Origin of the sequence: Sodalis ligni (assembly GCF_016865525.2) — a bacterium.
Classification (GTDB): Bacteria; Pseudomonadota; Gammaproteobacteria; order Enterobacterales; family Enterobacteriaceae; genus Acerihabitans; species Acerihabitans ligni.
The window spans coordinates 1,458,351-1,482,521 of record NZ_CP075169.1 but is presented as its reverse complement, the minus strand read 5'-3'; the positions used below and the strand labels follow the sequence as shown (position 1 = coordinate 1,482,521).

22 protein-coding genes, 1 other RNA gene and 1 pseudogene are annotated in these 24,171 nt (G+C 53.4%); 8 read left to right on the top strand and 16 right to left on the bottom strand.

The window, feature by feature from the left end; translation table 11 throughout:
• The first annotated feature begins 28 nt into the window (after window positions 1-28).
• From GTU79_RS06920 to hha, 4 genes are all read left to right on the top strand, one after another.
• On the top strand, window positions 29-316 hold the full coding sequence (locus GTU79_RS06920) for a type B 50S ribosomal protein L31 (RefSeq protein ID WP_214513797.1): 288 nt from the start codon (window positions 29-31) through the stop codon (window positions 314-316).
• Window positions 304-444: a type B 50S ribosomal protein L36 gene (ykgO, locus tag GTU79_RS06915; protein ID WP_132922916.1), complete on the top strand. Its 141-nt coding sequence runs from the start codon at window positions 304-306 to the stop codon at window positions 442-444. The genes GTU79_RS06920 and ykgO overlap by 13 nt, the downstream gene beginning before the upstream one ends.
• A 642-nt stretch (window positions 445-1,086) precedes the next feature.
• Window positions 1,087-1,446, top strand: coding sequence for an Hha toxicity modulator TomB (tomB, locus tag GTU79_RS06910; protein ID WP_132922917.1), 360 nt, complete (start codon window positions 1,087-1,089; stop codon window positions 1,444-1,446).
• Window positions 1,447-1,512: 66 nt separating this feature from the next.
• Window positions 1,513-1,695 carry a hemolysin expression modulator Hha gene (hha, locus tag GTU79_RS06905; RefSeq protein ID WP_214513796.1) on the top strand — a complete coding sequence of 61 codons (183 nt, stop codon included), beginning with the start codon at window positions 1,513-1,515 and terminating at the stop codon, window positions 1,693-1,695.
• 573 nt (window positions 1,696-2,268) lie between these two features.
• Here the strand turns inward: hha and ffs are convergent.
• An RNA gene (ffs, locus tag GTU79_RS06900) (signal recognition particle sRNA small type) lies at window positions 2,269-2,365 on the bottom strand.
• A 198-nt stretch (window positions 2,366-2,563) separates the two neighbouring features.
• On the opposite strand from ffs, the gene GTU79_RS06895 reads away from it, so the two are divergent.
• Window positions 2,564-2,878 carry an MGMT family protein gene (locus GTU79_RS06895; protein WP_203522391.1) on the top strand — a complete coding sequence of 105 codons (315 nt, stop codon included), beginning with the start codon at window positions 2,564-2,566 and terminating at the stop codon, window positions 2,876-2,878.
• Window positions 2,879-2,942: 64 nt separating this feature from the next.
• Here the strand turns inward: GTU79_RS06895 and GTU79_RS06890 are convergent, their stop codons facing one another.
• On the bottom strand, window positions 2,943-3,509 hold the full coding sequence (locus tag GTU79_RS06890) for a YbaY family lipoprotein (protein ID WP_132922920.1): 567 nt from the start codon (window positions 3,507-3,509) through the stop codon (window positions 2,943-2,945).
• Window positions 3,510-3,759: 250 nt separating this feature from the next.
• Here GTU79_RS06890 and tesB point away from each other — a divergent pair, with 250 nt between their 5' ends.
• Window positions 3,760-4,629 carry an acyl-CoA thioesterase II gene (gene tesB, locus GTU79_RS06885; protein WP_203522392.1) on the top strand — a complete coding sequence of 290 codons (870 nt, stop codon included), beginning with the start codon at window positions 3,760-3,762 and terminating at the stop codon, window positions 4,627-4,629.
• 393 nt (window positions 4,630-5,022) lie between these two features.
• On the opposite strand, the gene amtB is transcribed toward tesB, so the two are convergent.
• The 5 genes and pseudogenes from amtB to GTU79_RS06860 form a co-directional block, all read right to left on the bottom strand.
• A complete protein-coding gene (gene amtB / locus GTU79_RS06880) occupies window positions 5,023-6,309 on the bottom strand; it encodes an ammonium transporter AmtB (RefSeq protein ID WP_165934155.1) in 1,287 nt (428 codons plus the stop codon).
• A gap of 37 nt (window positions 6,310-6,346) precedes the next feature.
• Window positions 6,347-6,685: a P-II family nitrogen regulator gene (glnK, locus tag GTU79_RS06875; protein WP_009639071.1), complete on the bottom strand. Its 339-nt coding sequence runs from the start codon at window positions 6,683-6,685 to the stop codon at window positions 6,347-6,349.
• A 340-nt stretch (window positions 6,686-7,025) separates the two neighbouring features.
• Window positions 7,026-8,813 (bottom strand): SmdB family multidrug efflux ABC transporter permease/ATP-binding protein, encoded by a 1,788-nt coding sequence (locus GTU79_RS06870; protein ID WP_203522393.1) that lies wholly within the window; start codon window positions 8,811-8,813, stop codon window positions 7,026-7,028.
• Entirely contained in the window at window positions 8,806-10,575 is a 1,770-nt protein-coding gene (locus GTU79_RS06865; RefSeq protein WP_132922924.1) for a SmdA family multidrug ABC transporter permease/ATP-binding protein, read from the bottom strand. Before GTU79_RS06865 ends, GTU79_RS06870 begins: the two co-directional genes overlap by 8 nt.
• A 69-nt stretch (window positions 10,576-10,644) precedes the next feature.
• A pseudogene (locus tag GTU79_RS06860) lies at window positions 10,645-11,099 on the bottom strand (Lrp/AsnC family transcriptional regulator).
• 113 nt (window positions 11,100-11,212) lie between these two features.
• Between GTU79_RS06860 and GTU79_RS06855 the strand changes: the two are divergent.
• Complete coding sequence (locus GTU79_RS06855; RefSeq protein ID WP_203522395.1) at window positions 11,213-12,253, top strand: PLP-dependent cysteine synthase family protein; 1,041 nt, start codon at window positions 11,213-11,215, stop codon at window positions 12,251-12,253.
• A gap of 96 nt (window positions 12,254-12,349) precedes the next feature.
• Window positions 12,350-13,051 carry a 7-cyano-7-deazaguanine synthase QueC gene (gene queC, locus GTU79_RS06850; RefSeq protein WP_203522396.1) on the top strand — a complete coding sequence of 234 codons (702 nt, stop codon included), beginning with the start codon at window positions 12,350-12,352 and terminating at the stop codon, window positions 13,049-13,051.
• A 169-nt stretch (window positions 13,052-13,220) separates the two neighbouring features.
• Here queC and GTU79_RS06845 read toward each other — a convergent pair whose 3' ends face one another.
• The 9 genes from GTU79_RS06845 to bolA form a co-directional block, all read right to left on the bottom strand.
• Entirely contained in the window at window positions 13,221-13,466 is a 246-nt protein-coding gene (locus GTU79_RS06845; RefSeq protein WP_253073505.1) for an Arc family DNA-binding protein, read from the bottom strand.
• Between the two features lie 255 nt (window positions 13,467-13,721).
• Window positions 13,722-14,360: a ComEA family DNA-binding protein gene (locus tag GTU79_RS06840; protein ID WP_203522398.1), complete on the bottom strand. Its 639-nt coding sequence runs from the start codon at window positions 14,358-14,360 to the stop codon at window positions 13,722-13,724.
• A gap of 139 nt (window positions 14,361-14,499) precedes the next feature.
• A complete protein-coding gene (ppiD, locus tag GTU79_RS06835) occupies window positions 14,500-16,380 on the bottom strand; it encodes a peptidylprolyl isomerase (RefSeq protein WP_203522399.1) in 1,881 nt (626 codons plus the stop codon).
• Window positions 16,381-16,677: 297 nt separating this feature from the next.
• A complete protein-coding gene (hupB, locus tag GTU79_RS06830) occupies window positions 16,678-16,950 on the bottom strand; it encodes a nucleoid-associated protein HU-beta (RefSeq protein ID WP_132922930.1) in 273 nt (90 codons plus the stop codon).
• A 212-nt stretch (window positions 16,951-17,162) separates the two neighbouring features.
• On the bottom strand, window positions 17,163-19,523 hold the full coding sequence (gene lon / locus GTU79_RS06825; protein ID WP_165934156.1) for an endopeptidase La: 2,361 nt from the start codon (window positions 19,521-19,523) through the stop codon (window positions 17,163-17,165).
• 198 nt (window positions 19,524-19,721) lie between these two features.
• Entirely contained in the window at window positions 19,722-20,996 is a 1,275-nt protein-coding gene (gene clpX / locus GTU79_RS06820) for an ATP-dependent protease ATP-binding subunit ClpX (RefSeq protein WP_132922932.1), read from the bottom strand.
• 146 nt (window positions 20,997-21,142) lie between these two features.
• Window positions 21,143-21,766 (bottom strand): ATP-dependent Clp endopeptidase proteolytic subunit ClpP, encoded by a 624-nt coding sequence (gene clpP / locus GTU79_RS06815; protein ID WP_132922933.1) that lies wholly within the window; start codon window positions 21,764-21,766, stop codon window positions 21,143-21,145.
• A 428-nt stretch (window positions 21,767-22,194) separates the two neighbouring features.
• Window positions 22,195-23,499 carry a trigger factor gene (tig, locus tag GTU79_RS06810; protein WP_132922934.1) on the bottom strand — a complete coding sequence of 435 codons (1,305 nt, stop codon included), beginning with the start codon at window positions 23,497-23,499 and terminating at the stop codon, window positions 22,195-22,197.
• Between the two features lie 335 nt (window positions 23,500-23,834).
• Entirely contained in the window at window positions 23,835-24,152 is a 318-nt protein-coding gene (gene bolA, locus GTU79_RS06805) for a transcriptional regulator BolA (RefSeq protein WP_203523136.1), read from the bottom strand.
• Window positions 24,153-24,171: the final 19 nt, after the last annotated feature.

Genomic DNA, 24,171 nt, shown 5'->3' with positions numbered 1-24,171 from the left:
TGATATAACATAACATATGAGGTGATTTATGAAACCTGCCATACATCCGGACTATCGCACCGTGGTATTCCATGACACCAGTGCTGATACCTATTTCAAAATCGGCTCCACCATAAAAACCGACCGCACCCTTGAACTGGACGGGAAAACCTATCCCTACGTGACGGTTGAGGTCTCATCCGAATCGCATCCGTACTACACGGGCAAACAGAGAATTGTGGATAAAGAGGGCAGCACGGCGCGCTTTAACCAACGTTTTGGTCGTTTTTCAGTAAAGATCCGTCATAAGGGAAGAGCCTCGCCATGCAGGTATTGAGTTCGTTACGTTCGGCGAAAACCCGCCACAAGGATTGCAAGGTAGTACGCCGTCGCGGCCGTATCTATGTTATCTGTAAATCCAATCCTCGCTTTAAAGCCGTCCAGGGTGGCAGCAGGAAAAAATAGTCCAGGGCACGTTCGTCGTCTTTATCAGGGCCATCCGTTCGGGGCCCTTTTTTATTGCCGGTTATTGTTGAAATACACCGACACCATCCCTATATAGAGTCTAGGCAACCACCCCGACAGCCGCGATGATATTCGCCTCAGGCACAGTTGGCGGGAGCGGCCCTTGTGATGTGTATTTGACGCTATCCGGTCAAAGTGTTATGTAAATTAAGCGATTAAGACCGATTTGCAACGTGTTGTCATAATTTTTCGTCAATAAAGGGTGTGTAATGCAGCAAGAAATGGTAATAATAAATATCGTGTAGGATGCTCTACTAGAAATGAGTCTTTATCTGGCGGCCACTCGGCAACGGCAATGACTTTCACCGGTATCCTTCAATTTGTTTTCGATATGTATTACTACTCACTTTCTAACTGTGATGATGGTATCTTGCTCATAATCCAGTCTGTGCATGGGCAGTGGTACTGGCTGCGATATAAATTGCACGGGCATGGAACAGTAAGTTAATGTAAGCTGATTGTGCTATACTGCTCAAATCTTCTATCTTTAAATAGAGCGCAAGTATCGGCACGGATAAGAAGCAGCTCAATCTCGGTCGATTTTAAAGATGACGGTAATTTGTCGAAGGTAGGAGGGCTGATATGGACGAGTATTCACCCAAAAGACATGATATTGCGCAACTAAAATTCCTTTGTGCTACTCTTTATGATGAAGGCATTGCAAGCCTCGGTGATAGTTACCATGGGTGGGTTAATGATCCCGCTTCCGCCATAAATCTGCAGATGAATGAATTAATTGATCATATTGCTTCTTATATGGTGAGCTTCAAGCTTAAATACCATAATGAAAGCGATCTCACCGATCATGTTGAATCTTTCCTGGACGATACGTTTACGCTATTCAGCAGCAGCGGTATCAACAACTTGGATGTTCAGAGATGGCGTACCAGCCGCTCCCGCTTATTCGGAACATTCTCAGAGACTGAGCTTTGTATTTCTTGAAATAGTAAATGATATTTTAACATTCTACTCAACATCTAAGGCCATCATGAAAAAATCGACTATTTAATGCGTCTACGCAAATGCAGAACCCTTGAGACATTGGAACGCGTGATTGAAAAGAACAAATACGAACTGTCCGACGATGAGCTTGAGATATTCAACTCCGCAGCGGACCATCGCCTGGCTGAGCTGACGATGGATAAGCTCTATGATAAAGTTCCGGTATCTGTCTGGAAGTATGTTCGATAAATGCCTACCATTTGCTACTAAGTATTAACATTATTATATATCCTCATCTATATAAATGGTCATCGTGCATACATCATCAACCTTATAAAAGTGTTGTTTTTGTGGTTTGAATCGCTGCTAATCTATATGAAAACCCGTTTCACATCCCTAGTTCAAAGGACGCTCGCCTAAAAGTAACATCGTTCAAATCTTTCCCAGCAGCAAGCATGGTACAAACGGGATTTGCCAGTGGTTAATTTTAATGCGCGTTTGGCGGAAGGAATATCCGCCGAAAAAAATTCAAGAGTCAATATATCCAAAACATCCTATTTCGCCCGAGAGTAATAAGGAATGGGGCGATAATGTACAGACTAAGACTTTGTCGCCACGTTCGAACTTTGTGATAATTCATTAATATCAATAGACACCAGGAATCATCCAGGCACTTTCCGGGATAAAATGTATTAGGATGCTATAAACATGCAGATTACATTCTTGTTTAGCGTCGACCTCTTTACGAGATGATCACAGGAATAAGTCGCCATATTGTTTCACAGCGAATAATCAGTCAAAGCGGATTCAAATGGGTGGAGGCTCTGCCAGCGACATCCCGGCACACACGACGCTTGCTACGGCTGCTTCCTTCCGGACCTGACCGAGTTCACAAGTTAATGTTGCGGGAGCACCAACAGAGCCTCCATTGACGGCCTTAATTTCTAAGGCGCGGGGCATTATCGATGATGCCCCCATCAATTGCAAGCCGATAGCATTTAAGCGCTGCTTTCTTCGCCGAATTCTCCGGATACCGACGTCCGACCAGTGCGCCTTCCACGCCGGCGCCTTTTGTGCCAACATGGACCGCTCTATTTTAGCTTTGGCTGCAGCGTATATGGATGAACCAACAGATTCCTTTCGTCAGCGCGTCTTCCAGATTATTGCCGCCATTCCGGCCGGCAGCATTACCACCTATGGCGAGGTAGCCCTGCTGGCCGGCTCGCCACGCGCCGCCAGGCAGGTTGGCGGTATCCTGAGCCGCCTGCCAGAAGGAACAGCCCTGCCCTGGCACCGTGTGCTCAATAGACATGGCGGTATTTCGCTGCCCGGAGAAGGCTTCCGCCGCCAAAAAGCGGCGCTGGAAGCCGAAGGAATAGAAATCAATAATCAGGGTACCGTCAGTCTTGAACGTTACCGCTGGCAGTGGTAAGTCGACAGGCGTCGGGCCTTATCAGCCGGCAGTCGTGTCCCACAGACCTGCGGGACAAACCGGTTTAAAGTTGATTAGGCGCCGGTATGCTGCTTGAAGGCGTAACCTGCGTCGGCGACGTGGCGGGCACTGTCGAGGGGACTATGGGCCGGCTTGCCAAAGGTATTGACGTTGCGGGGACGAGAACCAAATCCTGCTTGGTGCCGCCATTGTTAATCACAGGTTTTACCTGCTCGGTCATCAGCGCCACACGTCCGTTGACGGTAATGGCCGCGCTCAGCAGAATGCGCGCGTTGGGCTGGATTTCGGTGGGATTATAGGGCAGCACGAAGCTGAACGGCGCCTGTTTGCCTTCGGTGCGTATCACACGCTGCGATATGACGGTGGAAGGGACATCGGACAAACTTGCATCTGACAGGGTCACGGTTAACACCGCATCAGGCGGCAATGCCAAACGTTGCCTAATCCATACGGTACCTGTCACCGCTGGCTGTCTTATGGCATCCGCCCCCTCCGCCGTGCCGGGGGTTTTAAACGCGGGAGTCGCCACCTGATGTTCTCTATTCCCGTGAGTACAGCCGCCGAGCGCTGCCAATAAAACGACACCGCCGATTGTTTGCCAGAGTTTCATGATTTACCTCTCCTTCTTATTATCAGTTCATCATTTCACCACTCGTCAACGGCGGTGAATTCGTAGTGGTTAATACCACCTAATGCTTTAATAATGGCACAGGATCCTGATATTTTCCTGCCGGACGCATTCGCGGGTAAACTCATTGGGGTCAATCCCGCTCAGGGGATGCGGCGGACGCCTGGTGAATGGTGGAGTCGGTGTCCAGAGCATTATCCTTAATCCATTTGAATTTTAACGGTATTCGCCCATGAGCCACACACTTGATCAGCTATTGGCGCTGATGACGTTGGAAAAAATTGAAGAAGGGCGCTTTCTCGGCCAAAGCGAAGACTTAGGGCTAAAGCGTGTTTTTGGCGGCCAGGTGGTCGGCCAGGCGCTGTTTGCCGCCCGGCAAACAGCGCCGGACGGACGCATTCTGCATTCTTGCCATTGTTATTTCCTGCGTCCCGGAGACAGCAATGAACCTATCATGTACCAGGTTACCAACCTGCGCGACGGCAATAATTTCAGCGCCCGCCGGGTAGACGCCATACAACGGGGCCAAACCCTCTTTTCCATGACCGCATCTTTCCAATATCCCGAAGAGGGATTTGAGCATCAAGACACCATGCCGCAGGTGGCGTCTCCCGAAGGATTAACATCGGAGCAGGAAATTATGGCCCGCCTGGGGGGGAATCTGCCGCCGCTGCTGCGGGAAAGATTATCCGGAGAGCAACCCTTCGAAGTCCGCCCGGTTCTATTTCATAACCCCGCCAAGGGCCGACCGGAAAAACCCGAGCGCTATATCTGGCTGCGCGCCAACGGCGCCATGCCGGCAGATATCAATAGCCACCAGTATTTACTGGGTTATATATCCGATTTCAATTTCCTGCCTACCGCCCTCCAACCCCACGGCGTGGGCTTTCTCGAACCGGGCATGAACATCGCCACCATTGATCACTCCATATGGTTTCATCGGCCGTTCAATCTCGAGGACTGGCTGTTATATGCCATACAAAGTCCCTCCGCCTCGGGAGCGCGCGGTTACGTGCGCGGGCAATTCTACAGCCGCGACGGGAGGCTTATCGCATCGGCAACCCAGGAAGGCGTCATGCGCCGCACCAATGAACCAGGTTAATCCAACCGGCGGAAAAGCACCCCACAGCGCGGTAGGTCCGCGATCGTCGAACGCGCAGCGAACGTGTTAAAGGGAGACCGTGCTGATGGGGTCGAAGCGGGCGTGGTTTAACCGCCCGCCGGAGCCCCACAGCGCGGTAGGCCCGCGATCGTCGAACGTGCAGCGAAGGTGTTAAAGGGAGACCGTGCTGATGGGGTCGAAGCGGGCGTGGTTTTCCCGCCCGCCGGAGCGCCCCACAGCGCGGTAGGCCCGCGATCGTCGAACGCGCAGCGAACGTGTTAAGGGAGACCGCGAAAATGGAGGCGAATCTGTCCGCAAAAAAAACGGGGCGTCATCTAGACGCCCCGGTTCAGTGATGTGCCGGTAAACTTTTACCGGCCAATCCTGCATAAGTTATTCGTTGTAAGCACTTTCGCCATGGCTGTTGACATCCAGACCTTCGCGTTCCTGTTCTTCGGAAACCCGCAGACCCACCGCGATATCAGCAATCTTGAAGCCGACAAAGGCAACCACGCCGGACCATATCAAACAAACGATCACGCTATAAAGCTGTACCCACAGTTGATGACCCATGGTCACGCCCTGCGCATAACCGACGCCGCCCAGTGAAGCGGAAGTGAAGACACCGGTCAGCAGACAGCCGCAGATACCGCAAACGCCGTGCACACCGAACACATCGCAAACGTCATCCACACGCAGCCATTTCTTCAGGGCAACCACACCCCACAGACCGGCGACACCGCCCACCAAGCCAATGACCAGCGCACCGCCGACACCGACGAAGCCGGCCGCCGGAGTAATGGCAACCAAACCGGCGATACAACCGGAACAGGCGCCCAGCAAAGAAGGCTTGCCGCGAATCATCCACTCGACGAACACCCAGGAAAGAATGGCGCCGGCGGTAGCCATGACCGTATTGATAAACGCCAGTCCGGCGATTTCATTGGCGGCGCTGGCGGAACCGGCGTTGAAGCCAAACCAGCCGACATAAAGAATGGCGGTACCGGTGAATACCATCGGCAGGTTATGCGGTTTAAATGATTCTTTACCAAAGCCTGCGCGTTTGCCCAGCATATAAGCGCCGATCAGACCTGCACTGGCGGCGTTGATGTGTACCACCGTACCGCCGGCGAAGTCCAGCGCGCCCATGGACGCCAAATAACCGCCCGCCCACACCATATGCGCCATCGGCACATAAGAGAATGTCAGCCAGATAACCACAAAAATCAGAACGGCGGAGAAACGGATGCGTTCCGCCAGCGCGCCGACGATCAGACCCACGGTGATACAGGCGAAAGAACATTGGAACGCCACATGCACCAACTGATAGAAAGTCCCCATCAACGCCGTGGTTTCAATGTTTTTCAGCATCGCCCAGGTAAAGCCGCCGAAGAAGGGATTGCCTTCACTGAAGGCCAAAGAGTAACCGTACAGCATCCACAGCACGCAAACCATGGCAAAGGTTACCGCCACCTGGGTCAGCATTGACAGGACGTTTTTGGCGCGTATCAAGCCGCCGTAAAATAAAGCGATGCCCGGTAACGTCATAAACAGCACCAAAGCGGTGCTAATCATCATAAACGCATTATCGGCCTTATCAACAACAGGTGTCGCGGCCATGGCCCATGTGGGCAACAATGCCACTGCCCCAAGACCGGTTAATGAGACAAGTTTCTTCATTTTCATTCATCCCTATCCACAAAATTCGCGCGTGTCGTTAAAGTGCTGCTTCATCGGTCTCGCCGGTACGAATGCGAATAACCCGTTGTAACTCAGCAACAAAAATCTTGCCGTCCCCGATTTTACCGGTGTAAGCCGCTTTACTGATGACGTCGATAACTTCATCCAATTGATCATCGGCAATGGCAATATCAATTTTCACTTTTGGCAGGAAATTAACGCTGTATTCAGCCCCGCGATAAAGTTCAGCATGGCCTTTTTGCCGTCCAAACCCTTTTACCTCGGTGACCGTTAGCCCTTGAATACCCACAGCAGAAAGTGCTTCTCGCACGTCTTCCAATTTAAATGGTTTTATCACCACGGTTACCAGCTTCATATGCTCCCCCTCAAGAATTTGGATCCGAACTCGCGACCACTACGCCTGAGTAAAGCAAAGCATGTGCCATAAATGTTTTGAAATAGAAATTTACCCTTCGATGCCTGCCCATGGAGCGCGGGCAGGTTTGTCTTTGATTTTATCGGAAGCTGCGTCCAAAGAGAGGGAGAATGGGTGCACCAAAAAGAGGCGTCGCGCCTGATAAGGGTGCATTGGCGCGGGTGAATGCTTGTTAATGCCCGATTGCGGTGCGGGTAGATGTAAATGGGCGGACCATTCAGCCCGCCCGCCGGTAAGCAGGCGCATCATGAACTATGCCGAGCCTTGGCAAAAAGCCCCGTCAAACCGTCGGCGCTATGGGGGTCGCCAATATCCCGGCGGTACTCAAGGCCCGGCCTGCCTGCTGTAGCTGGTACATTTGGTAATAACGCCCCTGCTGTCGCAGCAGGAAATCGTGGGAACCCCGTTCTACCGCTTCGCCGCGATGCAATACCAGGATTTCATCGGCATCGACTATCGTGGACAGCCGGTGGGCGATAACCACCAGCGTCGTCTGCCGGCGGATGGTGGCCAGCGCCCGTTGGATTGCCTGCTCGGTGCCGGAGTCGATATTGGCCGTCGCTTCGTCCAAAATGAGGATTCCCGGCGTCGATACCATGACCCTGGCCAGCGCCAGCAACTGCTTTTGCCCCACCGACAGCGTGTTACCCTGTTCGCCGAGCTCGGCATACAGTCCGTCGGGCAGCGCACGCACCAGTTCGGCCAATTGCACCTGTTCAAGGACCCGCCAGACCTGGGCTTCGGTGATATCCCGCCCCAGGGTGATATTGGTGAATACCGTATCCGCCATGACCACCGGATCCTGCTGGACGATAGCCACGCCTTGCCGGAGCACCCGGTGCGACAGGCTGTCGATGGAGCGTCCATCGAGCAGTAAGCGGCCCTCATCGATACGGTAGTACCCCATCATCAGATTGGCCAACGTACTTTTACCGCTGCCGGTATGTCCCACCAGGGCGATAAAGCTGCGGGATGGAACGGTGAGCGAGACGTGTTTTATCACCGGCGCGCCGTCCCGATAACCAAAGGTCAAATCACGGATGTCTATGCGTCCGCTGCACAGGGGCATATCATCCGCGCCGTATTGCTGCCGGTGGCCATCCATCAACTCGAAGATACGCTCCCCCGCCACCACCGCCTGCTGCAGCATGGATTGCTGTGTGGTGAGTTCAATCAGCGGCTCGTTCAGCCGTCCCAGGTAGTTGATAAAGGCATATAGTACCCCTACCCCCACCGAACCTACCGGGCTGAAGCCAAACAGCATCAACAGGCCGCACAGCACCAGGGCGGAGAGAAGGCTCAGTAACGGCCGCAGGAGGAAACCCTCCAGCCTGAGCGTCTGCATGCGGGCCAGATAGTGTGAGTGGCTGGCTTGCGCCAGTTTTTTTCCGAATCTCTGCTGCTGCCGGAACTGCTGTATAACGGTCATACCGCTGATTGCTTCGTTAAAACCGTCATTGATATCCGCCAGATATGCGCGCAGACGACGCACGATGGGTGTGCTGTAATATTGGTATATAGACATCACCAGCGCCACCACCGGGAAGATGACCAGCGCAACGCAGGCCATGCGCCAGTCCAGCGCGAACATGGCCACCAGCATGGCCACCACCAGCGCGATACAGCGCAGCCAAGTGGACAACACGGTTATATACAGATCCTTCACCACCTCGGTATCGTTGGTCACCCGGGAAATAAGCTGTCCCACCGGCTGGGTATCGAAGGTACTCAAGGGCTGTCGCAACGAAGCATCCATCACTTCGGTACGCAGCTGTTGCACTATGTCCAATGCCGTACGGTTAAACAGCAGGGCCTGAAAATAGCGCAGCGACGCGGAGATAAGCTGCAGCGCGATATATGCCAGGGCCAGTCCGGTCACCAGCAGCGCGGGGAAACGCTTAAGAGGCACCACGTGATCGATAAAATAACTGATGACCACCGGCCCGGCCACTTCCGCCGCCGCCGCCAGCCAGAGCATCACCACCGCCCGGATCAGGGGATTGCGATAGGGCGCGCTGTAAGACAGCAATCGCCTCAAGGTGGGCCATTGGGTTTGCCATTTACGCATCGGCCGCCTCCGGCGCATCGGGATCGGCGGTCAGGGCCTCTTCCAGCTGCTGATAGCGGAACATATCCCGGTACCAGCCCGGCTGTTGCAACAGCCCCCGGTGTTGCCCCCGCTGGGTGACCGTTCCATGGGCCAGCACCAGGATATCATCCGCCGCATGGAGCGCTGACAGCCGATGCGCAATGATGATAAGGGTACGATCCTCGCCCCACTGGCGTAGGTTGCGCAGGATGGTATGTTCAGTGCGTCCGTCGACGGCGGACAGCGCGTCGTCCAGCAACAGGATTTCCGCTTCCAGCAGCAGGGCCCGTGCGATGGACAAACGCTGCTTTTGGCCGCCGGACAGCATAACGCCCCGTTCACCCACCTGGGTTTCGTACCCCTGCGGTAACCTAAGAATGTCATCATGCACGCAGGCCAGTTCAGCCGCCTGTTCAATTTGCCGTCGGGTGGCGTCCGGCCTGCCGAGGGCGATATTATGCGCCACGGTATCGGAAAACAGGAACGGCGTTTGACTGACCACCGCCAGGCGCCCGCGCCACTCGTCAAGCTTGACGGACGGCAGCGGAATGCCGTGAAACCGGATCTCCCCGCGGGTAACATCGAAATGACGCTGGATAAGGGACAGCAGCGTGCTTTTACCGGCGCCGGTGGGACCGCAGATACCCAGCATTTTCCCCGGCGACAGCATCAGCTGGATATGGGTCAGGGTCGGCTGCAGGGTATGGGGATAGGTAAAACTGCCGATATCCACCTGCAGCGTTCCGCGCCCGGGAGGCAACGCGCTGACGCCGTCCGCGATTTCCGGCGCTTCATCGAGTGTCTGCCGTATCCGGCTGTAGGCGGCGCTGCCCCGCTCGACGATATTAAACATCCAGGCCAACGCCAGCATCGGCCAAATCATCAACCCCAGATACATAATGAAACTGGTGAGCTGGCCAAGGGTCAGTAAATCCCGCATCACCATCCAGCTGCCGCCGCCGATGGCCAATAAATTAGAGAATCCAACCGTCAGATAAATGGTCGGGTCAAAACGGGCGTCGATACGCGCCACCCGCATATTCTTCGCGCCGGCATCGGCGGCCACCTGTACGAACCGGTCCGATTGGTAATCTTCCAGGCCGAAAGCCTTGATCATCCGGATACCGGTCAGGCTTTCCTGGGTCTGATTATTCAAGGAGGAGAAGGCGGCCTGCGCCGATTTGAAACGCCGATGCAGTTCATCGCCATTGTGTTTGACAATCAGCGCCATAATCGGCATCGGCACCAGGGACAGCAGCGTGAGCTGCCAACTGATCTGTACGCTCATCACAACCAGCACCGAGCAGCCCATTACCAGCGAATCCACCAGGGTCAGCACCCCTTCCCCGGCGGCGAACACCACCCGATCCACATCATTGGTGGCGCGGGCCATCAAATCGCCGGTGCGGTGGCGCAAATAGAAGCCGGGCAGCTGCCCGCTGAGCAATCGGTAGAAACGGGCGCGCAGTTCCACCGCCAGCTGATATGACGCACCGAATAACAATACGCGCCAGACATAGCGCAGCAGGTAGACCAGTACCGCGGTAAGGACCATGGCGCCGAGCCACAGCATGATCATATGGTTTGACGCCCGGTGTTCGGTCACGCCATCCACAATCACCCCCACCAGCTTGGGGGGGATCAACTGTAAAATGGCGATGACGATCAGCAGGACTACCGATCCCAGATAACGCCGCCATTCGCGACGGAAATACCAACCCAGTTGTGCAAATAATCTCACGAAATATTATTCCAGCATCATTTACCTGTTTGCCCCGGACCGATAACCGGGGCGGCTCAGGGGAACCCATTATAATGGCACTATCGTCGTATTTTTGATCTCTTCCATCGCAAAACTTGAGGTAACGTCAATCAGCCCCGGCACACCGTTAACCAGGCGCTTATAAAAATTATCGTAGCTTTTCATATCTGCAACCAGCACCCGCATCAGGTAGTCATACTCGCCGGCCATACGATAGAACGCCAGGACTTCCGGCATCTCTTTACCAGGGCGACAAAGCTGTGATACCAGTCGCTATTGTGCTGTTGTGTTTTGATATGTACAAAGGCCGTAAGTGCCAATCCCAGTTTATCATGATCCAGCAAGGCCACTTTGGCGCGAATGAACCCCCCTTCCTCCAGGCGTTTAAGACGTTTCCAGCAGGGCGTGGAGGTTAAATTCACTGCTTCCGCCAGGGATTGTAATGACGTCGTACAATCCTGCTGCAGTAATGAGAGTAACGTGCGATCGGTTTTATCTAACATGGCGAGCTTCTGGAGAAAAACGTTCTCCCATAACACGGTATCAGGGAGAAAAAGGCAACTTTTTTTTCCCGCTTCCCCGCTATGCTGTGGTCATCGACACTTCGGGGGATATTATGAACCAGCAATGGGTTAAACAGGCTATCAGCGACATACAGGCTGACTTCCAGCGCTCGGCCGATACGCACTTGATACGCTTCGAGCTACCGTCGTTTCCCGGCATTTTTTTCTATTTGAAAGATGAAAGCACCCATCCTTCAGGCAGCCTGAAACACCGTTTAGCCCGTTCACTGTTCTTATACGGACTATGCAACGGCTGGATCAAACAAAACCGGCCCGTTATCGAGGCTTCCTCAGGCAGCACGGCGGTATCGGAAGCCTACTTTGCGCGGCTGCTGGGCCTGCCGTTCATCGCGGTCATGCCGGAGAGCACTGCCAGGCGAAAAATAGAACAAATCACCTTTTATGGCGGACGCTGCCATTTTGTCGGCCACAGCGGGCTGATTTACGAAGAGGCCACCAGGCTTGCCGAAGAATTGGACGGTCACTATATGGACCAGTTCACCTATGCCGAACGGGCCACCGATTGGCGGGGCAATAACAATATTGCCGAAAGTATTTTCCGGCAGATGGCCCGGGAACCCTTCGCCGAACCGGACTATATTGTGATGGGCGCCGGTACCGGCGGCACCTCGGCTACCCTGGGACGTTATATTCGTTATCAGGGACACGATACCCGCCTGGTGGTCACCGACCCTGAACATTCGGTATTCCATGATTATTATCATCAGCGCGACCCCTTGCTCACAGGTGACCAGGCTGGACGCATCGAAGGAATAGGACGGCCGCGGGTTGAGCCTTCTTTTATTGCCGATGTTATCCATCGGATGATCAAGGTTCCCGATGCCGCAAGCATCGCCGCCCTTTATTGGCTGGAGCCGATTTTAGGCCGCCGGGTCGGGGGCTCCACCGGCACCAATATGTGGGGCGTACTGCAATTAGCCCGGGAGATGCGGGCACAAGGCCGCCGGGGCGCTATCGTGACGCTGTTGTGCGATAGCGGGGAACGTTATCAGGATACCTACTACAACCCGGCGTGGGTAAGAGAACATATCGGCGATACGGCTCCCTGGGTTGAGATGTTACGTTATCTATAGCGGCACCGGGATACCTCCTGAATAAATCTGGGCTTTGCCCTGCGCCAAGAAGGCAGTAACATATCCTTTTGCGCAACACATGCAACGAGTCCAGTGATGAAACGAGCAGTAGTGGTTTTTAGTGGCGGGCAGGATTCCACGACGTGCCTGATACAAGCGCTCACGTTATATGATGAAGTCCATTGCATTACCTTTGATTACGGCCAGCGCCACCGGGCGGAAATTGACATTGCCCGCCATTTGGCGCAGGAGCTGAGTGCACGTGTCCATAAGGTTATCGACGCGGGATTGCTCAATGATTTGGCGATAAGCAGCCTGACCCGCGATAACATCCCGCTGCCCCACTACGACGATACCGCCGGCGACGCGTTGCCCTCGACCTTTGTGCCGGGACGCAACATTCTTTTTCTCACCCTGGCGTCCATTTATGCTTACCAGGTGGGTGCGCAAACGGTAATTACCGGGGTATGCGAAACGGACTTTTCCGGTTATCCGGATTGCCGCGACGAATTTGTGCAGGCGATGAACCAGGCGGTGAAGCTGGGAATGGCGCGGGATATAGAGTTCAAAACGCCGCTTATGTGGCTGAACAAGGCGGAAACCTGGGCGTTGGCTGATTATTATCATCAGTTGGACAAGATCCGCCACGATACGCTGACATGTTACAACGGTATCAAAGGCGATGGTTGCGGCGAGTGCGCCGCCTGCCATTTGCGGGCGAGGGGATTAGCGGAATATCAACAGGATCCGGAACGGGTCGCCGCTGAAATGAAACGTAAAGCCGGTCTTATGGATTAGCAGCCTGTTTCCATTGACCGCACCTCATCGTTAACCACCTTGGTTAATCGGCTTATCGGGTCAGAGGGACCAACCGCCTCCCTCCGAGCCTGAATCTTTCATTAAATAAACGACTCATTATTCGAACGAAGAATGCTTATTTTTCTTGGATTTTTCTTGGAAGTGGCATTCAGCAACGCCCGCAGTTTTTCACTTCACTACTGGTAAAGGGTTGTTCAGTGATTTCTTGGGTGTGTTGATTATCGACGTCGGCGGCGACATGCTCCGTTGGCGCAGCGCTGTCCTCATTCAGGCTGCGTTCCAGCCTTGCGCCTATTTCTGCACTCATGGAAACGCTATTGCTCTCTGCCAAGGCTTTAATTCTTTCCTTGAGTTCCAGAGGAAGTTTGATTGTTAAGTTAGCTGTCTCACTCATCGTGCTTTCCTATTCATAGAAGAGCCACTAACTTAGGAAAGTTAGTTCCGGTTGTCTAGGCTGTCATAAAATTTAATATTATTGTCAAAAATTTGCGACATATTGAGAGAATACATTTTAGCCGACTTTAAAAAAGCGCTTGTTCACTTATAGGCCAGAGAGCCTTTTAAATCAATATATTAAGTTGTTAAGCGCTTTAAATTAGCGGATTCACCTGCTTACGCAGCCGGGAGAACCCGCAAATCTAATGTTAAATCAGAGCTCTAGTTGAGATTGGATCTTTTCGTAGGTTGCAGTTCCTATTCCCTTGACCTTTTTCAGATGATCTATTTTCTTGAAAGGACCGTGCTTTTCACGGTATTTGATAATTTCGCCGGCTTTGGACGGGCCGATGCCTTTCAAACCCTCCGCCAATTCCTCTGCGGTGGCGGTATTGATATTGACCTTTTCGAATTCATCTCCATCATCGGCGGTGCTATCGGCTTTATCAGACTTGCCGACGCCTTCTCCTTCCGCCGCCGAGACGTCGGTTTGCGTGGATTTATCCTTTGCGTTGCCTTCGGCGTCGTCCTGCGGCGCCACGGCCGTTTGTGAATCAGCTCCCTGGACGACCTTATCTCCCGTTTGGGCAATAGGCAAATCCTGGCCGCTTGCCGTTGATGTGGCTTCGTGGTCCGGGGTTAGAGCATCGACCTCTGCTGATTCTGCTGATGAGTCGCCGCGCGTCGCTTTAGTCCCGCCTTCATCCTGCCCGGTATGGTGATGAGCTTCGGCAGCGTGGCCGATGGCCGTCGTATCCTGATCATCTCCCACCGTCGCATAGGCGCCAAGCGGCATGATAAATAAACCGGTGGACAGAATGATACCGAGGGTGCGTTTCCATGATGTATACATTGTGCTTTCTCCTTGTTTGTTTGCACGGGTGGCAGAATGCCCGAGGCGGGAGAAAGGGACAACCAGGGAATACCGAAGATGCAAAAGGCCCCATCCGGGACCCTTTGCCGTTACATCCTATGCGGGATTTTTATGACCGCTATTGCATTTGTGCGGCATTGCCCAATTTGATTTTGGCTTCACCGCGCAGGTTATTAAGCAACGCATCGAAAGTCACGCCGGTCATGCCCTGATTCAACTGGCCGACAAACAGGCTGCGCTGCCGATCGTCAAGCTTGCGCGGAATGATCTCATCCAGTGCCAGCAGAACTATATTACCCTTGCCATCCTCGGAGAGGCCATATGAGGATTTATTCGGCTGCGGTTGCGGCAGGGTAAAGACCGCTTGGCTCAACCGGTCGTTCTGCCGGGTGGAATCGAAGGTCTGCGCCTCGCCAAACGCCAGGTTCGCCGCCTTCAGAGCATCATCCCCTTTACCCTGTTTCAAAGCCATCAGGATCTTTTCGGCGTCCACCCGGGCCTGCTGCGCCGCTTTCTGGCGTTTAACCTGCTGCTCCACCTGCGAGCGCACCGTATCCAGGGATTTGGTGGACTCCGGTTTATGCTCGGCGATACGCACGATAAAGGCCCGGTCGCCGTCCACGGTAATAACATCGGAATTATTGCCGGGGGCGCCGTTGGCGCCCAGCAGGGAACCGTCGAAGATGACCTGTTTCACCGGATCAAAATTCAGCACGGCCGGAACGCTGTCGCGGCTGAACCAGTCGGTTTCGATAGCCTTGGTACCGGCGGCGGCTTCCGCCGAAGCCAGCGATTCGTTATCATTGCTGGCGGCATCACTTACTTTCTGCTGCAAAGCATAATAAGCATCCACCGCTTTCTCCTGCTTCACCTTCGCCGCGACGCTGTCATGCACCTCGGCCAGGGGCTTTACCTGCGCCGGCTGGACATCATCCAGCCGGGCAATCAAATACCCGACCGACGAGGTGATCACGCCGGAAAGCTGGCCTTTATCGTTGAGATTGGCCTGTTTAAGTTCTTCGACGGTGGAGTCAGCCTCCATCCAGCCGATATCGCCGCCGTTTCTGGCGGAAATCACATCGGTGGATTTCTGTTTTGCCAGGGTGGCGAAATCAGCTCCCTGCTGCAGCTGCGCCAGGATGCCTTTCGCATCAGCCTCGGTTTTGCTTTGTATGATGCGGTAATGTTTCCGTGCCTGCTGGGTGAACTGATCTTTGTGCTGGTCGTAATAGGCCTGTACCTCGGCGTCGCTGACGGTGGTTTTATCCATCATCGAGGCGGCGTCCAGGGGGATATAGGAGACCTTAAAGGATTCGGGCAGGACGTAAGCGTTTTTGTTCTGATTGTAATTGTCCTGGATTTCCTGATCGGTGGCGGTCTGTGCGGCCACCAGAGTATCGATGTCCAGGGTCGCCAAGCGCGCTTTACGATCCTGAATAGCCAGCGACAGCAGGCGGGTGGTTTCGTCCGGCAGCATAAAACCGGTGCCCCCCATGCCCTGAATCAACTGTTGGGTCAATAGCTGTTTGCGCATCAGCTGCGCATATTGGTCGGGCGTCAATCCCATGCTGTTGATGATGGAGCGGTATTTTTCATTATCGAATTTGTTGTCGGTCCTGAACGCCGGGATGGCGAAGATCGCGTCTCTGATCTGGTCGTCGCTGGCCGCCAGGCCCAGGGTCTGCGCATATTGGTCAAGCAAGGTTTCGTCTATCAGCTGGGACAAGACCTGCCGCCGCATCTGGAGCATATAACCTTCGTTGCCCGCCAGCGCCGAGAAGCTGTCGCCCAAGGATTCCTGCTGGCGATTACGCTCATTTTGCACCGCCTGCTCCAACTGGGCGCGGCTGATCTGCTGACCGTTGACCTTGGCGGCATAATCTCCGCCGCCGCCTATCAGATAGTTGCCTACCCCGGTCAGCACGAATGAAATGGCGACAATGGCCAGAATAATTTTGAGCACGACGTGATTTGCGGCCGCGCGTAAATTGTCCATCATAGTGTGACAACACTCCGCTGTAAAATGAATGAAACCCTGCGCGGCGGTGATATCCCGCTATACCCGTCATATTTCAAGCCGCAGGTGCGTTGGCCTTCCTGCAACTCGGATCATATAGGGTATATCATGCCGTCATCCGAGAGCGGCTGCGCGCTAAAGCTATTCCTCTGACAACAACGTTAGCCATCTGTCAGGAGAAAACAAAAAAGGCACATCGAAAAGATGCGCCCTGTATTCTACCCTACCCGTTCACTTGCGTCAGGTAATAGTTTGACGCAAAAAACAACGGTGCAACAATCAGTTGACAGCGTCCTTCAAACCCTTGCCGGCGCGGAAGCCGGGCACTTTAGCCGCTGGAATACTGATTTCTTTACCAGTTTGCGGATTACGACCGGTACGGGCAGAGCGTTCGCGAACCGTAAAAGTGCCGAAGCCGACCAATGCAACGTCATCTCCCTGTTGCAAGGTTTCGGTAACGGAACCAATAATTGCGTCCAATGCACGTCCGGCAGCCGCTTTGGAAATATCAGCACCTGCGGCAATTTTGTCGATCAGTTGTGACTTATTCACTCGTTCATCCCCTCTAAAATTCTCTTGTCGCGGCGGAATTTTCCTTAAACGCGACAGCGCAGCTGTTATACCAAGCCTGTTATGTACTGGCAAGTGTAACGCAATTACCGACCAGGCCAGACAGCTACCTAACTTAACGGTACAAAAAAAGGCTGGCAAGCGGGAATTCGCCTGTCAGCCTTATTTTTAACGCTATATGTTACATTGAGCCACTATTTTGCCGCCGCGGTCACTATCTCCATGCCAAAAGGCGAGTTTTGCAGGGCCAGCGTCAGCACTTCGTCGATACGCTGAACCGGGTGGATATCCAGATCGCGAATCACATTCGCCGGCATATCTTCCAAATCGCGTTTATTCTCGTAAGGGATCAATACGGTTTTAATCCCGCCGCGATGCGCCGCCAGCAATTTTTCCTTCAGACCGCCGATGGGCAGCACCTGACCGCGCAACGTTATTTCACCGGTCATGGCGACGTTAGCCCGCACCGGATTACCCGTCAGGCAAGAAACCAGGGCGGTGCACATGGCGATACCGGCGCTGGGACCATCTTTGGGCGTCGCGCCTTCCGGCACATGCACATGGATATCCCTCTTTTCGTAGAAATCGGCGGTGATGCCCAATTTATCCGCACGGGAACGCACCACGGTCAATGCCGCCTGAATCGACTCCTGCATCACCTCGCCCAGCGAACCGGTATAGGTGAGTTTGCCCTTGCCCGGCACACAGGCCGTTTCGATGGTCAGCAGTTCCCCGCCGACTTCGGTCCAGGCCAGGCCGGTAACCTGCCCTACGCGATTTTCGCCTTCGGCGCGGCCATAGTCGAAACGCTGCACGCCCAGATAGTCTTTGAGGTTATCGCCGTCGATATGGATATGCTTGATGGTCTTGTCCATCAGCAGCGTCTTCACCGCCTTGCGGCATAATTTGGAAATTTCCCGTTCCAGATTACGCACCCCGGCTTCACGGGTGTAGTAGCGGATAATACCGATCAGGGCGCTGTCTTCGATAGTCAGCTCACCCGATTTCAACGCGTTGCGTTCAATCTGTTTTTGCAGCAGATGCTCGCGGGCGATATTGAGTTTTTCGTCTTCCGTGTAGCCGGACAGGCGAATCACTTCCATACGATCCAGCAGCGGCGCCGGGATATTCATAGAGTTCGACGTTGCCACGAACATGACGTCGGACAAGTCATAATCCACTTCCAGATAATGGTCGTTAAACGCCACGTTCTGTTCGGGATCCAGCACTTCCAGCAGCGCGGAAGAGGGATCGCCGCGCATATCCGAGGACATTTTATCGATCTCATCCAGCAGGAACAGCGGATTTTTCACCCCGACCTTGGACATCTTCTGGATAAGTTTACCCGGCATGGAACCGATATAGGTCCGGCGGTGGCCGCGTATTTCAGCCTCGTCCCGCACTCCGCCCAGCGCCATACGCACATATTCGCGCCCGGTGGCCCTGGCGATGGATTGCCCCAGAGAGGTCTTACCCACCCCCGGCGGTCCCACCAGACAGAGTATCGGCCCTTTTATCTTGCTGACCCGGCTCTGCACCGCCAGATACTCAAGGATACGTTCCTTAACCCGTTCCAGGCCGTAATGGTCTTTATCCAGTATTTCCTGCGCCTTCACCAAATCCTTTTTCACTTTGGTGCGCGCGTGCCAAGGCACCGAAAGCATCCAATCGATATAACCGCGCACCACTGTGGCTTCGGCGGACATCGGCGACATCATCTTTAGCTTTTGCAATTCCGCTTCGGTTTTTTCACGCGCCTCTTTAGGCATTTTCGCCGCTTCGATTTTGCGTTTCAGCGCTTCGTTTTCATCGGGTGCATCGTCCATTTCACCCAATTCTTTCTGAATGGCTTTCATTTGCTCATTCAAATAGTATTCGCGCTGACTTTTTTCCATCTGCTTTTTGACGCGGTTACGGATCCGTTTTTCCACCTGCAGCAGGTCGATTTCCGATTCCATCATCGCCATCAGATATTCCAGCCGCTCCGTAACATCGGCCATTTCCAGAACCGATTGCTTGTCGCTTAATTTCAACGGCATATGCGCGGCTATGGTATCGGCCAAACGGGCAGCGTCATCAATACTGTTCAAAGACGTCAGTACTTCGGGCGGAATCTTTTTATTGAGTTTGATGTATCCCTCAAATTGATTGATCGCCGTGCGTACCAGGACTTCCTGTTCACGCTCGTCTATTTCGGGGGTATCGAAATATTCAGCCTGGGCGGCAAAGTGTTCGCCGCTGTCCGACAAAGTCGTTATACGGGCGCGCTGTAAACCCTCAACCAGTACTTTTACCGTACCGTCGGGCAATTTCAGCATCTGGAGAATCGAAGAGACGGTCCCGACTGAAAAAAGATCGTTAATACCCGGTTCATCCGTAGAGGCCTCTTTCTGCGCCACCAGCATGATTTTTTTGTCGCTGTCCATGGCTGCTTCAAGGCACCGAATCGATTTCTCCCGCCCGACAAACAGCGGGATGACCATATGCGGATAGACCACCACATCGCGCAGAGGCAATACGGGGATTTCTATGCGTTCGGAACGCTCAGCATTCATAGAGCTCTCTCTTAGTTTAGCTTCCGCCAGGTTTAGGGGATTCGCAAAACTCGGCTTTTGCCAGTTTCAACAAATAGGTATCAGAGTATATGGGGGCAATTTTTTTACATTCAACGGGCAAGGTAATGGAAAAACAAATGGGGGATAAAATCCCCCACATTAATTACTTTGTCGTTATTTCAGCGGCTTGCCGGCCTATTATTCACCGGAAGCCTGCTGTGCCTCATGTTTACCATAGATCAATAATGGCTCCGACTGGCCGTCAATAACCGATTCGTCGATGACCACTTTTTCCACGCTATCCTGCGAAGGCAGTTCATACATGGTTTCCAGCAGTGCGCCCTCGACGATGGAACGTAATCCACGCGCCCCGGTTTTACGGGCCATGGCTTTTTTGGCAATGGCCGTCAGCGCCTCGTCGCGGAATTCCAGCTCCACCCCTTCCAGATTGAATAATGCCTGGTACTGCTTGGTAAGGGCATTTTTCGGCTCTTTCAGGATTTGAATCAGCGCGTCCTCGCTCAATTCATTAAGGGTGGCAAGCACCGGCAGACGACCGATAAATTCAGGTATGAGGCCGAATTTGATCAGATCCTCCGGCTCAACCTTGGTCAGCAGCTGTCCTTCGGACGCCTTTTCGGCGCTGCCTTTGACCGTGGCGCTAAAACCTATGCCGCGACCGGTATCGATACGCTGCTCAATGACTTTGTCCAGACCGGCAAAGGCGCCGCCGCAAATAAAGAGGATCTTCGAGGTGTCCACCTGCAGGAACTCCTGCTGCGGATGCTTGCGGCCTCCCTGGGGCGGCACGGCGGCAATGGTGCCTTCGATGAGTTTCAACAGCGCCTGCTGGACGCCCTCGCCGGACACATCACGCGTGATGGACGGATTATCCGATTTGCGGGATATCTTGTCGATTTCATCAATGTAAACGATGCCGCGCTGCGCTTTTTGCACGTCGTAATCACATTTTTGCAGCAGTTTCTGAATGATGTTTTCCACATCCTCGCCGACATAACCCGCCTCAGTCAGCGTGGTTGCATCCGCCATGGTAAAAGGCACATCCAGAAAACGCGCCAGCGTTTCCGCCAGCAGCGTTTTGCCGCTGCCGGTGGGACCGATCAAAAGAATATTGCTCTTGCCCAGTTCGATACCATTGGTGGTATCGCCGTTGCGCAATCGCTTGTAATGGTTATATACCGCTACCGCCAGGACTTTTTTTGCTTTTTCCTGGCCGATCACATAATCGTCCAGATGGTGGCGGATTTCATGGGGCGTCGGCAACGCGCTGCGTTCCCTGTGCGGGGCAACTTCCTTGATCTCTTCGCGAATAATGTCATTGCATAAATCGACGCATTCATCGCAGATATACACTGACGGCCCGGCGATCAGCTTCCGCACCTCATGCTGGCTTTTACCGCAGAAAGAGCAATACAGCAGCTTTCCTGAACCGTCTTTGCGCTTATCTGTCATCAGTAACCTCTTTCTCTAGTCTTGTCCCGCAAATCAACCACGGCGGCAACGCGACTGCTAAACGTAAAACCGGCGCGATGAGTGAATATGAGTCTACCCGAACACCTATACTCTAACTATAGTCTATGGGTATTCAGAATTTCGCCTCAATCGCGATGGTTTAATATGCCATCCACTAATCCGTAGTCTACCGCCTCATCGGCGGATAAGAAACGATCGCGTTCCGTGTCTTTCTCAATTGTTTCAAGCGGACGGCCGGTATGTTTGGCCATCAGTTCGTTCATGCGGGATTTCACCTTCAAAATCTCTTTCGCATGAATTTCAATATCCGTCGCCTGACCCTGGAAGCCGCCCAAAGGCTGGTGAATCATCACACGGGAATTGGGCAGGCAGAACCGTTTACCCTTGGCGCCCGCCGTCAATAAGAATGCCCCCATGGAGGCAGCCTGCCCCATACAAATAGTGCTGACATCCGGCTTGATAAACTGCATGGTATCGTATATCGACATGCCAGCGGTGATAACCCCGCCCGGCGAATTGATGTACAGATAGATGTCTTTCTCGGGATTCTCGGCCTCAAGAAATAACATCTGCGCCACAATCAGGTTCGCCATATAGTCTTCGACCTGGCCGGTCATAAATATGACACGTTCCTTCAGCAGGCGCGAAAAGATATCGTAAGAACGCTCTCCGCGTGAAGTCTGCTCAACCACCATCGGCACCAACGCCATGCGGGGTGCGTGTTGATCTTTTTCGCCACTGTATGACATTACCATCTCCTAGATAAATTTCTTTCGGCGCCATTCTTACCAATTCTACTTGAGATGAGGAACAATCACCACGTTCAAGCAGACGGATCGCCTTTTCGGTCGAGCGGATGTTATCAGCAGGGACGTATGCGTTTGGGCGTAATAATTCCCTGTAACCTTTAATTGGGGGGTCCGACCACGCTTTTCAAGCGCCGGCGCCTGTTCTTTCATTGGTTGCAACGTGAAAACCATCGTGCCGATATCTAACGGTGGCCGCTAAGTATCAAATAAGCTTGGCCATTTGCGCTAAACCGCCGCCCCTAATGAAGACGCAACGGATGCATAGAACAGTCTTGCGCAAATAAAAAAACCCGCCACCATAGGATGACGGGCCATTAATGATAAACACAGCGCCTGGTCTGGAGCAAGCCCCCGGCCAGACAGATTTATCATGCCGCGGTGGGTTGATTCATCAGTTCGCTGAACGTGGTGTTTTTTTCCACTACCTTAGCGCTGGCCAACAAAGCTTCAACCGCTTGCTCTTCCAAAGCCACGTTACGCATATTATTCATCATTTCCTGATTTTTTGCGTAAAACTCGATGACTTCGCGCGGGTCTTCGTAGGCCGAGGCCATTTCCTCAATCAAGGTCTTGACCCGGTTTTCATCGGCTTTCAGCTCGTTGGTCTGGATCACTTCGCCCAGCAATAATCCAATTTTAACGCGGCGTTTAGCCTGTTCTTCAAACAGTTCGCGCGGCAATTCCAATGCCTGCTTTTCGTTGCCGCCGAAACGCTGGGCGGCCTGGCGGCGCAGGACGTCGATTTCACCGTCCACCAACCGCGCCGGGACATTGATGTCATTGGCGCTGATCAGTCCGTCGATAACCTGGTTCTTAACCCGGTTGCGAACGGCGTTTTTCAGCTCGCGTTCCATATTTTTACGCACTTCGGCGCGCAGGCCGTCGAGGGAGCCGTCAGGCACGCCGAAACGTTTGATGAAGTCTTCGGACAGTTCCGGTAATTCACGCTCTTCGACTTTTTTCAATACGATGGCAAACTTGGCCGCTTTGCCTTTCAGATTTTCCGCATGATAATCTTCAGGGAAATTGACGTCGATCTCGAAACTATCGCCGGCTTTATGGCCAATCACGCCCTCCTCAAAGCCCGGGATCATCCGGCCCTGGCCCAGAGCGAGCACGAAATCAGCGGCTTTGCCGCCTTCAAATTCTTCGCCGTCAATGGTGCCGGTAAAATCAAGGGTCACGCGATCTTCAGCGATAACGTCACGGTCGGTTTCTTTCCAGTCCGCCTGCTGCTTGCGCAGGGTTTCGAGCATCTGATCGACATCGGTGTCGTTAACCTCAACCACGGGCTTTTCGACTTCGATGGTATCCAGATCTTTCAGCTCAACTTCAGGATAAACTTCAAATTCAACATGGTACGTAAAATCTTCCCCTTTCTTGTATTCGCCGGGGACATAGTCGGGCGAGCCGACCGGATTGATTTTTTCCTGGATAATGGCATCGACAAAGTTACGCTGCATCAGGTCGCCCAGTACATCCTGAAGTACCGAAGCGCCATAACGCTGTGCCACGATATTCATCGGCACTTTTCCTTTGCGGAAACCATCAATGCGAACTTTTTTGGCGACGTTCACCAGTTCGCTTTTTACCGCTTGCTCAATGCTGTCGGCGGCAACGGTAATGGTTACACGGCGCCCCAGGCCTTCAGTGGTCTCAACAGAAACTTGCATCTTGTTACCTCAAAAAATCACAGTGCTCGGTCAACTCCAGAAGCCGTTTTCAAAGAAGCGGTCATCCAGGTCCACTGACGTGAAAATGGCCTCTTAGAACCGGGAGGTCTGAGTGAACAGAAACCCGTTCCCCGTCGTCGTCAGAAGCATCCCGAATACATTCCGGAAATATAAGACGCGGCATTATAGCGGCATAGAGTTTATGAGTCGAGAACAGCGCGAAATTTGACACAAACCGCGAGCAGCCGCCCACAAAAATAAAAAAAACGGCCGGGCGGCCGTTCTGATTGCATGAATAATTCCAATATGGAAAAGGAGTAGACGAAGACCTCTCCTCAGGCCAACAGCCCCGCGCCGCGACAGGGCGGCGACGCCGGTACGGCATTTTGCAGACTGGCCCACTCTTTTAGGGTGTAGGTATGCAGGGCCAGGGCATGCACCGGTCCGGCCAGTTCCTCGGAAAGAACCGCGTATAACGCGCGATGCCGGTTCAGGATCCGCTCGCCGGCAAAACGCTCGCTCACCATTATCACCTTGAAATGGCTTTCCGAACCCGCCGGCACGTTGTGCCGATAGCTCTCGTCGATGACCTCCAGATGGATAGGATCAAACGCTGCCCTTATTTTTGCTTCTATTTGCTCGCGGAACATGATTTTCTCCTTACTGCCTAGG